A 19,592-nucleotide genomic window follows, 5' to 3' on the forward strand; every position below is an offset into this window, starting at 1 on the left:
CTCAATGCCCTGCCATGTGCTGGCCGATGACGTTCCGATCCGTCTCCTGGATAGCGGCGACATAGGTGATGGTGCCGCCACTCATCACCGCCACGCGGTCGGCGAGTTCGAGGATTTCGTCGAGATCCTCGCTGACCAGCAATACGGCCGCGCCGCGATTGCGCTGTTCCATGATCTGGCTGCGAATATCGGCAACCGAGGCGAAGTCGAGCCCGAAGCAGGGATTGGCGACGATCAGCACATCAACATCGCCCGAGAGTTCACGCGCCAACACGGCGCGCTGCACATTGCCGCCCGAAAGCGTTTCGATCGGCGCATCAGGCGAGGTGGTTTTGACGCGGTAAAGTTTGATCAGTTCTTCGGCGCGCTTGCGCAGCGGACCGGGGGACATCCACCAGCCAAGGCTTGCGACGGGCGGCTTGTCGAAGGCGCGGAAGGCGAGGTTCTCCGCGACGCTCATGCGCGGCACGGTGGCGTTCTTGAGCGGTTCTTCGGGGAGGCCGAAGACCTTGTAGCGGTCGAAATTGCTGCGCTTTGGCGCAAAATTCTGCGCCTGAATACGGATGGCGCCGTCGCTCATGGCGCGCTGGCCGGCAAGAACTTCGACCAGCGCCGATTGCCCATTGCCGGACACGCCGGCAATGCCGACAATCTCGCCGGCATTGACCTTGAGGTTGATCGAGGACAGCACCGGGGTGCCTTCGGCGTCCTCGGCAAAGATGCCGGCCAGCTCGAGCACTTCGCGCTTGTCATTGTGCTGGGTACGCGCGGCGCGTTCACGCACTTCCGTGTCGCCGATCATCATCCGGCTCATCTCGGCAATGCTGGCCGATTGTGCATCGCCCGAGCCGGTGAGCTTGCCGCGGCGCAGCACGGTAAAGCCGTCGCAGAAGGCTTTCACCTCGCGGAATTTGTGGGAGATCATCAAGACGGTGATCTCTTTTTTCGCGGCCATGTCGCCCAAGAGGCCAAGCATCTCGTCGGCCTCGCCTGGCGTCAGCACCGAGGTCGGTTCGTCGAGGATCATGAAGCGCTGGTCGAGATAGAGCAGTTTCAGGATTTCCAGCTTCTGCTTTTCACCGGCCGAAAGCGTCGCCACCTGCGCATCGAGCGGCACCTTGAAGGGCATGGTTTCCATAAACTCGGAAAGGGCCTTCTTCTCCTTGCGCCAGTCGATTACGGAGGGTGCGTCGGCGCGGGAGATGACGAGGTTTTCCGCCGCAGTCAGGCAGGGAACCAGGGTAAAGTGCTGGTAGACCATGCCGATGCCATGAGCGCGTGCGTCCTTGGGTGTCTTGATAGACACTTCCTTGCCATCGAGTTTTACCGAGCCTTTGTCGGGCGAGTAAAAGCCCATGATGGATTTTACGAGCGTGGATTTGCCCGCGCCGTTTTCGCCGAGCAAGGCGTGGAACGAACCGGCGGGCACCGAGATCGACACATCATCGAGCGCCACAAGCGGCCCGAAGATTTTGGTCATGCCTGTGGCTTCGAGCGAAGGGGCACGGCCCATGGGGGCTACGGCGTTCATGGCAGCACCTCGATCAGCGCCGCCGAAGTGCTCACCGCGCCGAAAACGCCGCCCTGCATCTTGATCATGTCCACTGCGGCGTCGTGATTGCTTTGCTTGGTTGCGGCGCAGCAGTCTTCCAGCAGCAGGCACTCATAGCCGCGGTCATTGGCGTCGCGCATGGTCGTGTGCACGCAGACATCGGTGGTGACGCCGGTGAAGATGATGTTGCGGATGTTCTTCATGCGCAGCACCAGTTCGAAATCGGTGGCGATGAAAGTGCCCTTGCCCGGTTTGTCGATGATCTGCTCGCCCGGCAGCGGCTGGAGTTCGGGGATGATCTCCCAGCCCGGTTCGCCGCGCACCAGAATGCGACCGCACGGACCCTGGTCGCCGATGCCCGCGCCGATGCGTTGCGAGCGCCAGCGCTTGTTGGCGGGCAGGTCCGAAAGGTCGGGTTTGTGCCCCTCGCGGGTGTGGATTATCGTATAGCCTTTGGCCCGCATGGCGGTCAGGACCTGCTGGATCGGCTCGATGGGGGCACGAGTCAGGCCGATGTCGTAGCCCATCGTGTCGACATAACCACCGGGCGCGCAGAAATCGACCTGCATGTCGATGACGACGAGGGCGGTATTGTGCGGCCCCCAATTGCCGTCAAATGGCCAGGGATAGGGATCGGCCGAGGCGATGGTAGAGCCGCCGGCGACCATGGCGGCATCGACGCGTTCGTCTGCAAGGGTCATGGCAGGCTCCTATTTGGTGATCGAGAGTTCGCCTGGCGCTTCGCGCGCCGCGCCCTTGGAGCGGGCAGAGGCGATCATGATGAAAAGCGTCAGGATGTAGGGGGCGGCATTGAAGAAGTAGTAGCCCTGCGTGATCCCCACCGATTGCAGAGAGGGCCCGATGGCACCTGCCGCGCCGAACAGCAGCGCCGCCCAGATGCAGCGGATCGGGTCCCAGCGGGCAAAGATGACGAGGGCCACGGCCATAAGGCCCTGTCCCGAGGAGAGGCCCTGGTTCCACGAGCCGGGATAGTAGAGCGAGAGGAAGGAGCCGCCGATGCCGGCCAGCATGCCGCCGATGGTAGTGGCGATGAAGCGAACGAGATCCACCGATACGCCCATGGCCCTGGCCGAGGCGGCGCTGTCGCCGGTCATGCGGACAATGAGGCCCCAGCGCGTATTGGCAAAGGCCCAGCTCATCAGAACGGCGAGCAGGATACCGACGAAGAACAGCGGATTGACCTGCAGCGCCTGGGCCAGCGAGGCATTGCCGGTCCAGTCGCCGAGCGGTATGGAATTGAGCCGCGGGGCCGAGGGCTGGATATAGGGTTTGCCGAAGAAGAAGGCGACGCCGGTGCCAAAGCTCATGATGGCGATGCCGACGGCGATATCGTTCACCTTGGGTAACTTGCAGATATAGCCATGGAGAGCGCCGAGAATCAGGCCTGAGCCACCGGCGGCGAGGACGCCGATCCAGGGATTGCCGGTGTGGAAGCTAATCGCGTAGGCGACCATAGCACCGAGCACGAGATTGCCCTCGAGCCCGAGATTAATGCGGCCCGACTTTTCGGTGAGGCATTCGCCGAGGGCCACGAACATGAAGGGGGTCGAGACGCGAATGGCGCCGCCGAGCATGGCGATGAGGACGATGAAGATCGAGTTGTCCATCAGGTGCGGTCTCCCCCGACTGGCGGCTGGAAGAATTTGAGGCGCCCATAGAGCGTGTCGCTGGTCAGCAGCACGACGAAGATGATGCCCTGCAGCACGAGCACCGTGGCGTCGGGCATGCCCATGCGGCGTTGCACGAGGCCACCGGCCGCCGCGATGGCGCCGAAGAGAATGGCGACAGGCACGACGGCCAGTGGGTTGTGGCGGGCGAGGAAGGCGATGAGGATGCCGGTAAAGCCATAGCCGGCGACGAGCGAGGCATTGGCCTGGCCGTGAATGGCCGCCACTTCAAAAAAGCCGGCGAGCCCTGCGCAGCATCCGGCGATAACGCAGCACGACACGATGAGCAGGCCTACCGGCAGGCCCTGCGCCTGCGCGGCGCGGACATTGCCGCCGGTCATGCGCGCAGCAAAGCCAAAGGTCGTGCGCGACATCAGAATATAGAGCGCTATGGCCAGGACAATGCCGGCGGCGAAGCCCCAATGCACGTCGGTGCCAGGGATCGATCCGATGCGATAGGCATCGCCGATCGGCATGGTCGAGGGCTTGTTGGCCGAGGCTGGATCGCGTAGCGCGCCCTCGACGAAGAAGTTCATGATGGCGATGGCGATATAGGAGAGCAGCAGCGACGAGATGGTCTCGTTGACGCCGCGATAATGCCGCAGCCATCCGGCAAGGCCGATCCACACGCCGCCCGTCACCATGGCGATCAGGGCCATGAGCAGCCAGGTGAGCGGCGCAGGAATGCCGAAGGTCACGAGAGGAATGGCTATGGCTGCCGCTGCAAAGCCGCCGAGCACCAAGGCGCCCTCGGCGCCGATAATGGTCAGTCCGATGCGCGCGGGAATGGCGAAGGCGAGACCAGCGAGGATCAGCGGGGCGGACCGCTGTAGAGACTGCTGAATCGAGAAGGATGATCCAAAACCGCCGGTCCAGACGAGGCTGAAGAAGTCGACCGGCGATTTACCGATGATGAGGAGGAAGAGCGAAAACAACACCGCCGAAACCAGCAGCGCCACCAGAGGCACAAACAGTGCCTCGGCGAATTTCAGCATGCGCACATTGGGCGTGTGCGTGGAAGGAATTGATCCGGCAGTTTCCGCGCTCATGGCTTGCTCCGCTTACTCCACCTAACCTCCCCCTTGCGGGGGGAGGGACGTATGTGTGTTTGGCGCAATATCTCGGTGATGCCGCTGCGATCAGGTGATCGAACCGATAACCCCTTCGAGCAGGTAGTTCATGCCGTCGAGGACCGGGTCGTAATTGTCCATCTCGCCCTCGATGACGACATTGCCCGCATTGTCCTTGAGCGGACCGACATAGATGGGCTTGCCGGTCTTGAGATCGGTAATGGCGGCGTCGGCAGCAGCGATGGCTTCGGGCGTGGCACCGGCGCCATAGGGCGTATTCTGCAGCATGTCGTTGTGGAAACCGCCAGCCACGAAGTTGGGCAGCGGTTCGCCCTTGGCGAGGAGATCGGCATACATCGAATAGATGGTCGACCATTTGTATTCGGCGCCGGTGATGAAACCCTTCGGCGCAAGCGGGGCCTGGCTCGCATTGTGGCCGCAGGTCTTCACGCCACGGCCCTCGGCCGTTTCGACCACAACCTTGGGGCCGTCGACATGACAACCGATCACGTCGCAACCAGCATCCACAAGCGCATTGGTGGCTTCGGCCTCGCGCACCGGCATCGACCATTCGCCGGTGAAGATTACCTGCACAGTGGCATTCGGATTGCTCTTCCGCGCGCCTAGCAGGAACGAGTTGATATTGGACAGAACCGAGGGGATGGGCTTGGCGGCCACAAAGCCGAGCTTGCCCGTGGGCGAGGAAAGGCCCGCGGCCACGCCGTTCACGTAGTGGCCCTGGTTCAGATAGCAGAAGTACGAACCAGCATTGGTGGGGTCGCCTTCCTTCCAGAGCGGCGCGGCGTGGCGGAACTGCACTTCGGGATATTTCTTGGCCAGTTCGACCACGAATGGGCTGTAATAGCCGAAGGACGTCGCGAGGACCAAGTTGGCGCCATCGAGGTTGATCATCGACTCCATCGACTGGCTGACGGCGTCGGTTTCCGGAACGTTTTCTTCCTCGATGACGGTGATGCCCGGCACCTGCTTGAGGATTTCCATGGCGACCGAATGGGCCTGGTTCCAACCGAAGTCATCGCGTGGGCCGACGTAAACGGCGCCGAGCACGATTGGTGACTGAGCCCGGGCATAGCCCATGGGCAGAGCTGCCGCGGCGAGGCCAGCGGCACCGGCCTTTAGCAGCGAACGGCGAGACAGATTGAACTGCGACATTGATGTTTTCTCCCTGCGCGCCACTCCGAGGAGAGGCTAAAAACATCATTGCAAGGGATGTGCCAAACTCGTTTACCGAAAATTTATCATCGATTTCAATGACTTGAATATTTTGCCATCTGGACTCGATTAGGGGGGTATTGCACAAATTGCATACAATAGAAAAAATAACGCATAAAAAATAGGCTGACATGATGTTGTTGCATACAATAAGGCTCGATGCCAAACTGCTGGCGACTTTGGAGTCCGCCATGCTGCCTACCTTCCTCGATCTTGCGAGCCTCAACGCCTTCTACCGTGAAGGCGGTACGCCTCTCGATGTTGTGGAAGCGGTGATCGCGCGCCGCTCAGCGCTTGCAGATAAGGCGGTGTTTATAACCCCGACGTCCGACGAAGGTTTGCGACAGGCGGCGCGCGACCTGATGGCCGCGCATCCCGATCCGCAAAGTCTTCCTCTGTGGGGTGTGCCCTTCGCGGTAAAGGACAATATCGACGTTGCCGGCATGCCAACCACGGCGGCTTGTCCGGCCTTTGCTTACGAGCCGGCCGCCGACGCCTTCGTCGTGGCGCGCCTCAAGGCGGCCGGCGCCATCGTCATTGGCAAGACCAACTTGGATCAGTTCGCTACCGGCCTCAATGGCACGCGCTCGCCCTATGGCGCTCCGCGATCCGTCTTCGATGCAGACTATATTTCCGGCGGGTCCAGTTCGGGTTCCGCCGTCGCCGTTGCCGCTGGGCTTTGCACCTTCTCATTGGGCACCGACACGGCGGGTTCAGGCCGTGTGCCTGCGATGTTCAACAATCTCGTTGGCATCAAGCCCAGCATTGGCCTCCTCTCGGCCACTGGCGTCGTTCCTGCTTGCCGCTCGCTTGATTGCGTCAGCATTTTTGCCGGCTCCGTTGCCGATGGCACCGTCATCCGTCGGGTTGCCGAAGGCTTTGACGAAGTCGATGCCTATTCACGCAAGATGCAGTCCAGAACCTTGGCATCGGCAGGCCTGCGCGTCGGCGTCCTTACGGGCGCCGAGCGAGAATTTTATGGCAATGCCGAGGTGGAACGCATTTACGATCACGCGATCACTGCGACCGAAGCCCTTGGTGCCAAGATCGTCTCGATCGACTATGCCCCATTCCGCCAAGCCGCAGAGCTTCTCTATGGCGGCCCCTGGGTCGCCGAGCGTCTCGCTGCCGTCGCCGATTTCTTTGCGACGCATTCGACAGACATGGACCCGACCGTGCGCGGCATCATCGCCGGTGCCGAAGGCAAAACCGCCGTCGAGGCCTTTGACGGTCAATACCGTCTCGCCGACCTCCGCCGGCAAGCCGAAAAGCAATGGGCGCTATGCGATGTGCTGCTGCTGCCGACGGCGCCGACCAGCTATACCGTCACCGAGATGCAGGCTGAGCCGGTGCTGCGCAATTCGCACCTCGGGCGCTACACCAATTTCGTCAACCTCTTCGACTGCGCCGCCATCGCGGTGCCGGCGGGCTTCGATGCCGACGGTCACCTGCCCGGGGGCGTGACCTTAATTGGCCCTGCTTTTTCCGATGACGCCTTGGCCCAATGGGCAGCGCGGCTGCATAAGGCGCTGGGAGTCGGCCAAGGCATCGACAAGTCCGCCGCCATTCCCGAATTTTCCTCCGCGTTGGTACCCACAGAGTTCTTGCCTCTCGTCGTGGTCGGCGCTCATCTCACGGGCATGCCGCTCAACAAGGAGTTGACCAACGCAGGGGGCTTGTTGTTGAAGTCCGGAACGACTGCAGCCGACTATCGGCTCTTTGCGCTGCCAAATACAACGCCACCTAAGCCAGGCCTCGTCCGGGTGCCCGGACATGCTGGCTCCGGCATTGCTGTCGAGGTATGGGCCCTGCCCCCAGCCGAATACGGCGCCTTCATTGCCCGCATTCCTGCGCCTCTTGGCGTTGGCAAAATCGAGCTCAAAGACGGCAGCGTCTATTCAGGGTTTTTGTGCGAGAGCTACGCGCTCAGCGATGCGCAGGATATCAGTCATTTTGGTGGCTGGCGTGACTTCATCAACGGAGGCGCAGGCACTTGATTGATACAGGTCATGCAGCTGCGTAAGTCCAATCATAAATGTCAGCTTTCTGTTCTCCATTGAAAAAACAGACGAGCCGCAAGCCACCCCGAAGACACTGGGCCGCCATCGGCCCATTCCGGGCATTCATGACACCGCTTTGGGAGCAGTGCAGGGGTAGCTCCGTTCAAGCTAGACTTTCGGGGTGTGCGGTTCGCCGTGTGGACTAAAGTCTCCGAGAAAAATGCTTCCGATATTCCCTCGGGGTCATGCCTCTCAGCCTCCGGAAATGTCGATTGAAATTGGCAAGAGCGCCGTAGCCGACTTCGACGGCAATGTGCTGGATGGGTTGGCTGGTGCCCGAAAGGCGGGCGCAGGCGTCGGCGATGCGCAGGCGGATCAGATAGTCGGACACAGTAGATTGCGTATGTTTGCGGAACAGACGGTGCAGGCCCGAGACGCTCAGCGCCGCGATTTCGGCCAGTGTTTCTAGACGCACCTCTTCGGAATAGTTCGAATGGATGTGATCGAGCACACGGTCGATGCGATCGCGCGGGCCGGCGGCTGTTTCGTGGACCGATGAGAGCGCGATGGCGCCGTCGTCATGGGCAAGGCGGAGCAGCACCTGCAGCAGGCCCAAAAGACGCGCCTCGGGCGGCTGGTCGATCAGCGCCTCGTATTGCGGACGGAGTTCATCGGCGAGTTCGGTCGAAAATTTGAGGCCAGTGCGCGAGCGGATAACGAGGTCGCGGAGCGGGCGCAGTTCCACGGCGCTGTCAGCGAGGTCTTCGAGCCAGTCCTGGCCGAACCACAGCACCAGGGCGATATGGGGCTCGTTGGGATCGAGCCGGTCGGTGGAATACCAGGAATGGGGCAGGTTGGCTCCGACCAGGACCAGATCGCCGTGGTCATAGCTACCGGCGTGGTCGCCGATGAAGCGCTGACCACGCGAGTTCAGCGTCATGGTCAGTTCCATCTCGGGATGATGGTGCCACTGGAAGGGAATGCCCTCCTCAAGGCGGCGATTGAGCATGGCCCAGGACGCCCCGACATCGGTCCGCAGCTTTTCAAGATAGGGTTTCATCTGGCTAATTGGTACTCACAAATGCCAGAATAGTATCTGAATTAGCTTCGTCCCGACAACATGGCTGATCCCCCTTTGCTACCTTGGCTCCACCGAATGATCGGGAGTTGAGACAAATGGGAGGACATTTCCATGCAGACTATGGCGACAGCCTTGAAGCGAGACAGCCATCCGACAACCTCCGCCACCACGCAACTGAAGGACATCCAGAAGACCTTGCCGCTGCGCGTTTTGTCGAAGGACGATTGGCAACACTGGATCACCAAGGGTTATGTGATCGTGCGGCAAGCCGTGCCTGCGGCCAATGTCGAGCGGCTTGCCGATCTGCTCTGGAAGTTTGACGAGAAAGATCCCAACGACCCCTCCACCTGGTATGCGCCGCAACGCCGCGAGCACAAGATGAAGGAGCTCAACAATACCGGGATGCTGGAGATCTATAATCATCAGTATCTTTGGGATAATCGCATGGAGCAGCGTATCTACAACGTCTTCGTGGATATCTGGGACCGCGAAGACCTCTGGGTTACCATCGACCGAGCCAATCTCAATCCACCCAAGAAGGTCAAGGGCAACCCCAACGGTTTCATTCACTGGGACGTCGACACCTCAATTCGCCCGCTGCCCATCGGTGTGCAAGCCGTGCTGAGCCTCAAGAAGCAGGATGGCGATGTCGGCGGCTTTCAGTGCGTGCCTTATCTCTTCCAGCACTTCGAGGAATGGGAAAAGACCCAGCCCGCGGACCGCGACCCCATGCATCCCGACATGAGCGGTCAGTCGACGGTCAATATCGACATGGAGCCAGGCGACCTGATGATCTTCAATTCGCTCCTTGCCCATGGCGTGCGGCCCAACCACGCGGACAATCGCGTCCGTATGGCACAATACATCTCCATGCACCCGGCCGAATTCGACAACGAGGCCGAGCGTCAGGAACGCATCCGCCTCTGGCGCGAACTCGATCACCCAAAGCGCGACGCCTTCCCGGGCGATCCGCGCGAATGGGAAAAGCACAATGCCACGACCGCTGAACTGACCCCGCTCGGCGAGAAACTGCTCGGCCTGACACGTTGGTAAATCGGGCGACCCGCTCTTCGGAGCGGGTCTTCGCAGGTCGTTTGCTGCGTTACCCAAAGCCTACCGGTCCGACTTCCACCCTCAAAAGGCGAGCCGGAGCGCGATAACCAAGGCAGCTGCTCTGCCTTCACACAGGCGGCCGTCTATTGAGTAGATGACCCCAATCTCACCTTAATCGTAAGAGTTGCGAGAGTTTCTCGATCGTTCGAGAGTCTGTCTGGGCCACGTTGAACCGCATAAAGCTCGCAGCGTTTTGAGCAACGCTGAACGCGTTTCCTGGTGCGAGGACGATACCGGAAGCGAGAGCCTTGCGGGTCAGATCAGCGGATTCGGCACCCTCTGGCAACTCGCACCAGAGGAACATTCCAGCTCGTGGCTCGGTCCACTGCACAATACTCAAGGCCCTGAGCCGATCGCCGACATCCCGCCTCGCTCGCTCCAGCTTGACACGCAAGGCGTCGGTGTGCCGCCGATACCCGCCGTCGCTCAGGGCGGCATAGACGACTTCTTCGTTCAGGCGGGCACCGCCGAACATCGTCGCGATCTTGAGGTCAATCAGCCCCTCGATCCATTCCGGCCTTGCCGCGATGAAACCACACCGCACCGACGCTGATAGGGTCTTCGAAAAACTGCCGATCTGCGCTACCCGATCCAGCCCGTCGAAGCCGGCGAGCCTGGGCGCAGAAGTGTGTTCGAAATCGGCGAAGATATCGTCCTCGATAATAACGAGGTCGTGCTGGTCGGCGATTTTCAGGACGCGGTGCGCGATCGCCGGCGCGAGGATGGCGCCGGTCGGGTTGTGTACGCCCGAATTGGTGATGTAGAGGCGCGGACCCGTCTCGACGACAATTCGTGCAAATGCGTCAATGTCAGGGCCGGTCGGCGTATATCGCACACCGACCATATTGATGCGATGAGCACGGAGCAAAGCCTGAAAATTGAAATAGCACGGATCGTCGACCAACACGGTGTCGCCGGGCTTGAGCAGATAACGGCAAAGAAGGTCGATGGCCTGCGTGCCGCTATCAGTCAGGATGATCTGGTCGGGCGATGCTTCCACACCCTTCTCGGACAACCGCCGGCTGACGAGGTGGCGGAGCGCCGGCAAACCAAGTAGCGAGCTATAGCTGGAAAGGGAGTCTACCCCTGCTTTGGAAACGGTCCGGAGCGCCTTACGGACGCTCTGCTCGGGCATCCATGAGGCTGGCAACCAACCGCATCCGGGCTTGAGCACTTTGTCGTCGGCTTCGAGCGACTGGCGGGAGATCCACAATGGATCGATAGCCCTGTCCGCCTTTGGCCCCGCACTCGACAGCTTCAAGGGGATCACCTGAGGAGCGACGAAGAACCCGGAACCAGGACGCGACACGATCATGCCTTCGGCGACCAGGAGATTATAGGCCTCAACCACCGTCGATACCGAGGATTGGATCGCCCCGGCAAATGCCCTGACGGATGGCAGTTTGGACCCTACGGGCAACGAGCCGGCTTCGATGCGCTGCCTGATGGTCGCCATTACGCTCGCAATGCGAGTGAGAGGTTCCGTCTGTGACATGTTGACGACCATAACAGTTCATCTCAACTGTACTGAACTGTATCTGGCCCTATTCGGGTCGACAATCCATAAGGCGACCGTCAAGGAGCCTGCATAAATGGAACGGTCAACCAGCGGTTGGATCAACGGCCTCGTCGGCGTCGTCATTTTCAGCGGGTCTCTTCCGGCGACCCGCATCGCTGTCCAGTCATTCGACCCGATCTTCCTGACGACGGCCCGTGCCTTGATCGCCGGAATTCTAGGACTCGCGCTTCTGCTCTTCTTCAAGGAGCGGCGCCCATCGACAAAGGACTTGCTCTCGCTGGCCGTCGTTGCGCTGGGCGTGGTCGTCGGCTTTCCGCTGCTGACGGCGTTCGCCCTGCAGCATGTGACTTCGGCACACTCGATTGTGTTTATCGGCCTGTTGCCTTTGTCTACCGCCATTTTCGGTGTCCTCCGCGGCGGCGAGCGCCCCAAGGCGGCATTCTGGTTGTTCTCCCTGCTTGGCAGCGGCCTGGTTGCTGGTTTCGCCCTGTCCCAGGGATTGGAAGCATCGCCCCGGGGTGACGGCCTCATGCTGGCCGCGGTTGTTGTGTGTGGCTTGGGCTACGCCGAGGGCGGGAAGCTCTCTCGGCGCCTTGGCGGCTGGCAGGTGATCTCCTGGGCCTTGGTCCTCTCACTTCCGATCATGGCGTTGCTGACCGTATTGAGTTGGCCGGCCTCGTTCGCAGCCGTTACGGTGCCCGCGTGGATCAGCCTGACCTATGTCTCACTCTTCAGCATGATGATCGGCTTCGTCTTCTGGTACCGTGGCCTTGCTCAGGGGGGCATCGCATCGGTGGGCCAACTTCAGCTGCTGCAGCCGTTCTTTGGTTTGGCGCTGGCTGCATCACTTCTGGGCGAAGCTGTCACGCCCTCCATGCTGCTGATCACCATCGCAGTCATTGCGTGTGTGGCCGGGGCCAGGAAGTTCTCGAAGTAAGGCAGATCACAAGGATCGTCGCGCTATCAAATTGCGACGATCCCGCTTTGGGTATCGCCCAGCAACCGCAGCCAGTCGAGGCGCGAAGCCGAGGCAGAGGTCTTTGAATACTTCAGGGCCCCGCCGGATCGCAGGACGTTTGAGCGGCTCGAGCCAGCAGGCTAACGTGTTGTATCGATGACTTGATAAGGCTTCAGAACAATTCGGACGCCTTTCAGGCGCTAGGCGCGGCCTGCGAAATTTGCTACTCGCGGCGTCAACATGGCCTTGTTCTGCCATCCCGATCCGACTGGAGACCACACATGAGCACAATCCTGAAAAGCCTGCCGAATGGCGAAAAAGTCGGCATCGCGTTCTCCGGCGGACTCGATACCAGCGCCGCGCTGCTTTGGATGAAGCTCAAGGGCGCCAAGGTTTATGCCTATACGGCGAACCTCGGGCAGCCCGACGAGTCCGATTATGACGAGATTCCGCGCAAGGCGATGGATTTCGGCGCTGAGGGCGCGCGCCTCGTCGATTGCCGCACCCAGCTGGTACATGAAGGCATCGCCGCCATCCAATCCAACGCCTTCCACGTCTCGACCGGCGGCATCACCTATTTCAATACCACCCCGCTCGGCCGCGCCGTGACCGGCACGATGCTGGTCTCGGCGATGAAGGAAGACGGCGTGAACGTCTGGGGCGACGGCTCCACCTTCAAGGGCAACGATATCGAGCGCTTCTATCGCTACGGCCTTTTGACCAACCCGAACCTGCGCATCTACAAGCCATGGCTCGACCAGGCCTTCATCGACGAGCTGGGTGGCCGCGCCGAAATGTCGGCCTTCCTGACCTCGCACGGCTTTGCCTACAAGATGAGTGCCGAAAAAGCCTATTCCACCGACAGCAACCTGCTGGGCGCCACGCACGAAGCGAAGGATCTCGAGAGCCTAGACAGCGGCATCAAGATCGTCAGCCCAATCATGGGCGTCCCCTTCTGGCGCGACGACGTGGACGTGAAGGCCGAGAAGGTCGTGGTCCGCTTCGCGGAGGGCCAGCCCGTCGCGCTCAATGGCCAGACCTTTGCCGATCCTGTCGCGCTGTTCCTCGAAGCCAATGCTATAGGCGGCCGCCATGGCCTGGGCATGAGCGACCAGATCGAGAACCGCATCATCGAGGCCAAGAGCCGCGGCATCTACGAAGCCCCCGGCATGGCACTGCTGCACATCGCCTATGAGCGGTTGGTGACCGGCATCCACAACGAAGACACCATCGAGCAGTACCGCATCAACGGCCTGCGCCTCGGCCGCATGCTCTACCAGGGCCGCTGGTTCGACTCGCAGGCCCTCATGCTGCGCGAAACTGCCCAGCGCTGGGTGGCAAGCGCCATCACCGGTGAAGTGACCTTGGAGCTGCGCCGCGGCAACGACTATTCGATCATGAAGACTGAAAGCCCGAACCTGACCTATGCGCCTGAGCGGCTAAGCATGGAAAAGGTCGAGGACGCTCCGTTCACACCGGCGGATCGTATCGGGCAACTGACAATGCGCAATCTCGACATTGCGGATACACGGGCCAAACTGGACCTATACTCGAAGACAGGCCTGATTGCGATTGGCGAGGGCGGGGACATGTTCCGTTTGGAGAGCAGCAAGGAGTGAGGCAGCTTGATACGTTGTGTCGCGCTATCAACCATCGATGCGGTGAGACATGACGGATGAAAGCGGGCCTCGACTAAGCGTACATGTGGCCGCTCTCGAGCGGCCACATTGCCGGGGCCAGCACGCACCAGGCCTCCGACTGTCCACATCATATCCGGCATGCCTGGTGTCTGCCCTCCGCACGGCCACCCAAATTGTAGACTGTCTCGTTCCACCCAGTTTGCTGCTTCCCACCTAAAATTTAGCTTCCGCGTTTCGTCTCTGCGCGGAGCGCTAGAATGACGCGGCTCGACACTAATGCGTCGACGCCGCCACCGAAGCGGCCCGAAACTTCGTCTCGCCCCGCCACCGCTCCAGCAGCCACCACCCCACGCCAATGACCACCAGCACGCCCAGCGTGCTCCCCAGCCACGTCTCCACCGCCGTGAGTGGCCTTCCCCAGATCCGCCGCGCAGAAAAGATGAGTAGGTTCGAAACCAGCAGATAGCTCAGCACATGCCGCCCCGGCAGCAGGAGCACATTTGGAACGTGGGCGGCGAGCAAGCGCGCCAGGGCCCAATAGAGCGCCAGCGCCAAAGCCGGCCCGATCACCCAGAGCACCGTTGGCGGAAAGCGTCCCGGCAAGGCGCCTGTCTGATGTATCTGCAAGGCGAGAAACCCCGAGCAAAGGACCGCCAGCGCCCAATGCAGCCAGCTCAGTTTTCCGCCTGATCGCCACAGCCGAATGCCAACAAGGAACCACGGCAGATAGGGCAGCAGCGGAAAGCTCGCAAAGAGTGTCGTGCTCAACAGAGTTGCCGAGGCCGGCAGCCACAGGTCGAGGGTGATCCATGTCGAGGCAAAGGAAAGAGCCACGGCGAGACCAAAGGAAAGCGGGTCCAGCGCCATGCGCAGGATCAGCGGCCGGAACAAAGCCAGCAACAGATAGAGCATGAAGAAGCTGGCGAGAAACTCGCTCCAGCCGAAAAGCCGCCGAAAGCTCAGCACATCCAGCGCCAGCGCCCAGGTCAGCGGCGTCCGATCGACCAGCAGCGCAAAAGCAAAGGCAGAAATCCACGCGGCAAGCAGCAGCAAGCCCACCGGCCGCAACCGCTCCCAAAGTCCCCGCTCTCGCTCGCTTCCCATGCCGACGCCGATGCCCATGGCGAGGAGAAAGCCGGAAAAGGTAATGAGATTGATCCCCTCTTCCACCCGAACCACCCAGTCCGGCATCGAGCGCCCGAGAAGCTGAAAGACGTGGATCAAGACCATGCCCACAACGAGCATGGTCTTGAAGAGATCGAGATCGGAAGACCGCTTCACCCCTTCACGCCGGCCGAAAGCATGATCGCTTGCGTCACCCGGCGCTGGAAGATGAGATAGACCACCGCCACCGGCAGGCCCGCCACCACGGCCGAAGCCATCAGCTTGCCATATACAATGCCATAGGCGTCCTTCACCTGGGTAATGCCCACCGGCACAGTCATCGTGGCCTCGCCCGTCGCGGCAAGGAACGGCCAGAGGAACGAATTCCAGGCGCCGATAAAAGTGATAATGGCAAGCGAAGCAGTGACGCCCCAGTTCATCGGCAGATAGATGCGGAACAGGATTTTCAAATGCCCCGCAGAATCCATCTGCGCCGCCTCGCGAAACTCCTTCGGCACCGAGTCAAAAAACTGCTTGTAGACGATGATCACCACCGGAACGATCAACTGCGGCAGGATGATACCGGCCCAGGTATTGAGCAGCTTGAACTGCGCCATGAGCACGAAATGGTTCACGATCAGCGCCTGCATCGGCACCATGAAACACGCGAGAATGAGAACATAGATGACCCGCCGCCCGGGGAAATCGAGCTGGCTCAGCGCATAGGCGCAACCCGCCGAAGAGACGATCACAACCGCGGTAATCACAAGCGAGGTCACCATCGAGTTGATGTACCAGATGCCGATATTGGTGTTGTTCCAGATGTGGATATAGCTGTCGAAGACGACGCGATTGGGAATTAGCGAATTGCTCCCCGAAATCACTTCGCCATCGGGTTTGATGGACGTGATGACGGCCCAATAGATCGGGAAAAACGAGCCGAGCGCCACGAGAATGGTGATGACCGTGAGCACCAGCCCGATCATGTCGATGGGGCCATCGCCCCGGCTGCGCGCGGATACCATGGTGTCGCGATTGGGAATGGCTTCGGCGCTCATTTCTCACCTCGTGCGCGCAGCAGCTGATATTGCAGCACCGACAGGATGATGATCATCCCAAAGAGCAGCATGGCGGCCGTTGCGGCCTCGCCGCCCTTGTTCTGCTGGAAAGCCAGCTTGTAGACATATTGAACCAGCGTGATCGTCGCGTCCTGCCGCCCGCCGATCGAGAACAGGTAGACCTGGTCGAAAATCTTCAGCTGCGCGATGAGCTGGATCGTCAGCACCAGCGCCGTCACCGGCCAGATCAGTGGCCAGGTAATCCGCTGGAACTGCCGCCACCGCCCGGCACTATCGAGCGAAGCCGCCTCATAAATCTCCGGCGAGATATTCCTCAAGCCAGCGATAAAGAGCAGGATATTAAAACCCATCGTCCACCAGATGGTGACGAAGGCGACCGTGGGCATGAAGAGCGGAATGGTGCGCGTCAGCGAGATCGGCTGGCCGCCATTGAACAGCGCCACGAAACCCTGCACGAGCCCATATTGCACGTCGATGATCCAGTTCCAGGTGAGGAACACCACCGAAACCGGCAGGATATAGGGCAGGAAGAAGCAGGCGAGCACAAAGCCCTGCACCGGCCCCTTCAACCGGTTCACCGCCATGGCGATAACAAGCGAAATCAGCGTATTGGGAATGACCGTCAGCAGCACGAAATAGGCAGTGTTCCAGAACGCCTGGTGAAACAGCTTATGGCTCAGGATTTTTACATAATTGTCCCAGCCGACCCAGTCGCCCGTCCCGATCAGCGGCGCCTTGGTGAAGCTGAGCATGGCCATCTGGATCGTCGGCCAGACAAAAAGCGCGCCATAGATGAGCACGAACGGGCCCACCAGCAGCAGCGCAACTAAATATTCTTGCCTTTTATCCCTGAGCATTCTTTTGGGCCTCCTCGACCACCGAACCGCGTCTCGCGCCCGGTGTCATCCCCGCGAAAGCGGGGACCTCCGTTTGAACAGGGGTTCCCGCTTTCGCGGGAATGACGTTGTGGGTGTGGAGGGATGCGGACCTTGGCCCGCACCCCCAGGCTCAATTAGAGCTGACCGTTGAGATCGTCGCGCATCTGCGCGGCGGCATCAGCCGGCTCGATTTCGCCCGTGGTGGCGGGATTGATGAAATTGCTCCAGGCATCACCCAGCGGCGCAGCGGGACCCGCAAGGATGGTGCGCGGATCGAACACGGCCGTATCAGCAAACCCTGCATAGTCAGACTGCGGCTTCAGCGCCTGGAATTCGGCGCTTTCACGCACGGCGTTGAAGGCCGGGATATGGCCTGCGCCAGCCCAATCGAGCGAGTGCTGGTCCATCCAGGCGATGACCTTCATCACCGCAGCGCGCTTGTCGGCATCAGCTTCCTTGCCGGAATTGGCCGGAACGACGAAGGCATGCGAGTCAGACCATGCGGCCTTGTTCTCGAATAGCGTCGGCAGCTCCACCGCACCCCATTCGAACAGCTCACCCTTGGCATGGAGGTCGACCATGGTCGGGACTTCCCAATTGCCCATGATGAAGAACGGCGACTGACCCGAGGTAAAGAGCGCGAGGGCCGCCGGGCTTTCGACCTGGACCGGGGTGTAACCGCTATCGACCCAGCCCTTCACCACGTCGATGGCGTTGGTCAGCTTGGTGAGGTCTTCGTCGGTCGGGAAAAAGCCACCGGCGGCTTCGTCGAACATGGTGCCGCCCTGCTGGCCGAACAGGGAGTAAATGGTGCGGTAGCGATCACCGGTCGGGGTCGAAATGCCGTACTTTCCGTCCTTGGTGAAATCGGCCAGGATCTTGTTGAAGTTGTCGAGGCCATCGAGGCCCTTCGGCAGCCCATCGTCACCGATCAGGCCGGCTTCGGCGAGCATATCCTTGTTGTAATAGAGAATGAGGCCATGCTGGTCGAACGGCACGGCATAGCGCGTCCCATCGACCTTGCCGGCGTCAGAGGCCGCCTGGGTGAAATCGGCATCGGAAATGCCGGCGCCCGAAAGATCTTCATCGGTGATTTCGCTCAGCGTGCCGCTATCGACGGCCAGCGGAATGCGGCTCAGGTGATAGGTCGCGATATCAGGCCCTTCGCCAATGGCCGAGGAGGTCTGGAGCTTGGTGTAGAACGGCGTACCCCATTCCAGCGTCGTGCCCTGGATTTCGATCTCGCCCTGATGCTCGGCGTTAAAACCGTCGATCAGCGCCTTCATGCGCACGCCGTCGCCGCCTGCCAGAAAATCCCACCAGACCACGGTCTGCTGCGCTGCAGCGGCTGATGTCAGCGCCATCAGCGCCGTCGACACCAGAGCCAATCGCTTCAAAGACAGTCTCATAACATCTTCCTCCCAAAACATGCCCAATGCATGTGTTCATCCGGCTGGAGCGGTGCTTTGTTGTTTTCCGCCCAGCAGAAATTCTCCTCAGTCGGCGTGATAGGCGACGCCCTGTGCATCGAAGAGATGCACCGCCGAGCCATCGATCTTCAGCCGCACCGGCGCTCCCGCTTCGAGCGTCGACTTGCCGATATCGTCCCCGACGATGACGGTGCCGTCGCTGAGCTTGGTATGGATCAGCGTCCGGTCGCCCAGCCGCTCGACCAGCGCAATGGTCCCTGAAATCTCGCCATCAGCCGCAACGCGCAGCGATTCCGGCCGCACCCCAAAGGTCAGCCCCTGCCCCACAGTCGGCGCCACCGAAGTCGCAATCGTCGTCGGAATGGTCGAGCCACCCGCCGTCACCACGACCCGCCCGCCCACATCGGCCAGCGCCGTCACCGGCAAGAAGTTCATCGAAGGCGAACCAACAAAGGCGGCCACAAACCGGCTTGCGGGCTTGGAGTAAACCTCCATCGGCGTTCCGATCTGCTCGACCTTGCGATTGTTCATGACGACGATCCGGCTCGCCAGCGTCATCGCCTCGGTCTGGTCGTGGGTCACGAAAATCATCGTCGTGCCGATGCGCTGGTGCAGTTGCGCCAGCTCCACGCGCGTCCGCACCCGCAAGCCCGCATCGAGATTGCTCAGCGGCTCGTCGAGCAGGAACGCATCGGGCTCGCGCACAATCGCGCGGCCAATGGCAACACGCTGCCGCTGCCCACCCGAAAGCTGTGCCGGCCGCCGATCGAGCAATTGCCCGATTTCCAGCATGCGCGCTGCCTCATCGACCCGCTTGGCGATCTCGCCCTTGTCGGTGCCGACATTTTCGAGCCCAAAGCTCATGTTCTGGCGCACCGTCATATGCGGATAGAGCGCATAGTTCTGGAACACCATGGCGACGCCGCGCTGGTTGGGCGGCAACTGATCCACCCGGCGATCGCCGATATGGATTTCTCCCGCATTGACTGCCTCAAGCCCGGCAATCATCCGTAACAGTGTCGACTTTCCGCAGCCCGAAGGCCCGAGGAAAACGATGAACTCGCCCGAACGAATATGCATGCTGACGCTGTCCAGCACCTGCACGGCGCCATAGGACTTGCTGACATCCCGAAGGACGATATCGGCCATCTCTTTCCTCCTCTTCAACCAGCGCAGCTTTGCTGTCTTTTGGTCTGCGTTCTCTGCGCCCCACCGGCCTTCCCCTCGCCCCTTGCGGGAGAGGGACA

16 protein-coding genes are annotated in these 19,592 nt (G+C 60.9%); 4 read left to right on the top strand and 12 right to left on the bottom strand.

What is annotated here, in order from left to right; genetic code table 11:
* Position 1: 1 nt before the first annotated feature.
* From JP75_RS00405 to JP75_RS00425, 5 genes are all read right to left on the bottom strand, one after another.
* Positions 2-1,531 (bottom strand): ABC transporter ATP-binding protein, encoded by a 1,530-nt coding sequence (locus JP75_RS00405; protein WP_051960035.1) that lies wholly within the window; start codon positions 1,529-1,531, stop codon positions 2-4.
* A complete protein-coding gene (biuH, locus tag JP75_RS00410; protein WP_035078376.1) occupies positions 1,528-2,220 on the bottom strand; it encodes a biuret amidohydrolase in 693 nt (230 codons plus the stop codon). Before biuH ends, JP75_RS00405 begins: the two co-directional genes overlap by 4 nt.
* Before the next feature lie 42 nt (positions 2,221-2,262).
* Positions 2,263-3,183 carry an ABC transporter permease gene (locus JP75_RS00415; RefSeq protein WP_425277248.1) on the bottom strand — a complete coding sequence of 307 codons (921 nt, stop codon included), beginning with the start codon at positions 3,181-3,183 and terminating at the stop codon, positions 2,263-2,265.
* On the bottom strand, positions 3,180-4,235 hold the full coding sequence (locus JP75_RS00420) for an ABC transporter permease (protein WP_425277249.1): 1,056 nt from the start codon (positions 4,233-4,235) through the stop codon (positions 3,180-3,182). The genes JP75_RS00415 and JP75_RS00420 overlap by 4 nt, the downstream gene beginning before the upstream one ends.
* A 144-nt stretch (positions 4,236-4,379) precedes the next feature.
* The gene (locus JP75_RS00425; RefSeq protein WP_035077625.1) at positions 4,380-5,483 is read right to left on the bottom strand and encodes a BMP family ABC transporter substrate-binding protein; all 1,104 of its coding nucleotides are present in this window, start codon (positions 5,481-5,483) and stop codon (positions 4,380-4,382) included.
* A 251-nt stretch (positions 5,484-5,734) separates the two neighbouring features.
* On the opposite strand from JP75_RS00425, the gene atzF reads away from it, so the two are divergent.
* Positions 5,735-7,540, top strand: a complete 1,806-nt coding sequence (gene atzF, locus JP75_RS00430) for an allophanate hydrolase (RefSeq protein ID WP_035078382.1) — start codon at positions 5,735-5,737, stop codon at positions 7,538-7,540.
* A 205-nt stretch (positions 7,541-7,745) separates the two neighbouring features.
* On the opposite strand, the gene JP75_RS00435 is transcribed toward atzF, so the two are convergent.
* Positions 7,746-8,603 (bottom strand): helix-turn-helix domain-containing protein, encoded by an 858-nt coding sequence (locus JP75_RS00435; RefSeq protein WP_035077629.1) that lies wholly within the window; start codon positions 8,601-8,603, stop codon positions 7,746-7,748.
* Positions 8,604-8,744: 141 nt separating this feature from the next.
* Here JP75_RS00435 and JP75_RS00440 point away from each other — a divergent pair, with 141 nt between their 5' ends.
* Entirely contained in the window at positions 8,745-9,677 is a 933-nt protein-coding gene (locus JP75_RS00440) for a phytanoyl-CoA dioxygenase family protein (protein WP_035078385.1), read from the top strand.
* Between the two features lie 166 nt (positions 9,678-9,843).
* Here JP75_RS00440 and JP75_RS00445 read toward each other — a convergent pair whose 3' ends face one another.
* Positions 9,844-11,193: an aminotransferase-like domain-containing protein gene (locus tag JP75_RS00445; protein ID WP_244446223.1), complete on the bottom strand. Its 1,350-nt coding sequence runs from the start codon at positions 11,191-11,193 to the stop codon at positions 9,844-9,846.
* A 136-nt stretch (positions 11,194-11,329) separates the two neighbouring features.
* Here JP75_RS00445 and JP75_RS00450 point away from each other — a divergent pair, with 136 nt between their 5' ends.
* Positions 11,330-12,193 (top strand): DMT family transporter, encoded by an 864-nt coding sequence (locus JP75_RS00450; RefSeq protein WP_035077632.1) that lies wholly within the window; start codon positions 11,330-11,332, stop codon positions 12,191-12,193.
* 302 nt (positions 12,194-12,495) lie between these two features.
* Entirely contained in the window at positions 12,496-13,833 is a 1,338-nt protein-coding gene (argG, locus tag JP75_RS00455) for an argininosuccinate synthase (RefSeq protein WP_035077634.1), read from the top strand.
* A gap of 294 nt (positions 13,834-14,127) precedes the next feature.
* Here the strand turns inward: argG and JP75_RS00460 are convergent, their stop codons facing one another.
* The 5 genes from JP75_RS00460 to JP75_RS00480 all read right to left on the bottom strand — a co-directional run bounded on the left by JP75_RS00460 (position 14,128) and on the right by JP75_RS00480 (position 19,494).
* Positions 14,128-15,135 (bottom strand): hypothetical protein, encoded by a 1,008-nt coding sequence (locus tag JP75_RS00460; RefSeq protein WP_035077637.1) that lies wholly within the window; start codon positions 15,133-15,135, stop codon positions 14,128-14,130.
* A complete protein-coding gene (locus JP75_RS00465; protein ID WP_035078390.1) occupies positions 15,132-15,944 on the bottom strand; it encodes a carbohydrate ABC transporter permease in 813 nt (270 codons plus the stop codon). Before JP75_RS00465 ends, JP75_RS00460 begins: the two co-directional genes overlap by 4 nt.
* Positions 15,945-16,012: 68 nt before the next feature.
* Positions 16,013-16,894 carry a carbohydrate ABC transporter permease gene (locus JP75_RS00470; protein ID WP_035077638.1) on the bottom strand — a complete coding sequence of 294 codons (882 nt, stop codon included), beginning with the start codon at positions 16,892-16,894 and terminating at the stop codon, positions 16,013-16,015.
* Positions 16,895-17,049: 155 nt separating this feature from the next.
* Complete coding sequence (locus tag JP75_RS00475; protein WP_035077641.1) at positions 17,050-18,324, bottom strand: extracellular solute-binding protein; 1,275 nt, start codon at positions 18,322-18,324, stop codon at positions 17,050-17,052.
* Positions 18,325-18,411: 87 nt separating this feature from the next.
* Complete coding sequence (locus JP75_RS00480; RefSeq protein WP_035077643.1) at positions 18,412-19,494, bottom strand: ABC transporter ATP-binding protein; 1,083 nt, start codon at positions 19,492-19,494, stop codon at positions 18,412-18,414.
* Positions 19,495-19,592 lie beyond the last annotated feature (98 nt).

The organism is Devosia riboflavina, from assembly GCF_000743575.1.
In the GTDB taxonomy this organism is placed as follows: domain Bacteria; phylum Pseudomonadota; class Alphaproteobacteria; order Rhizobiales; family Devosiaceae; genus Devosia; species Devosia riboflavina.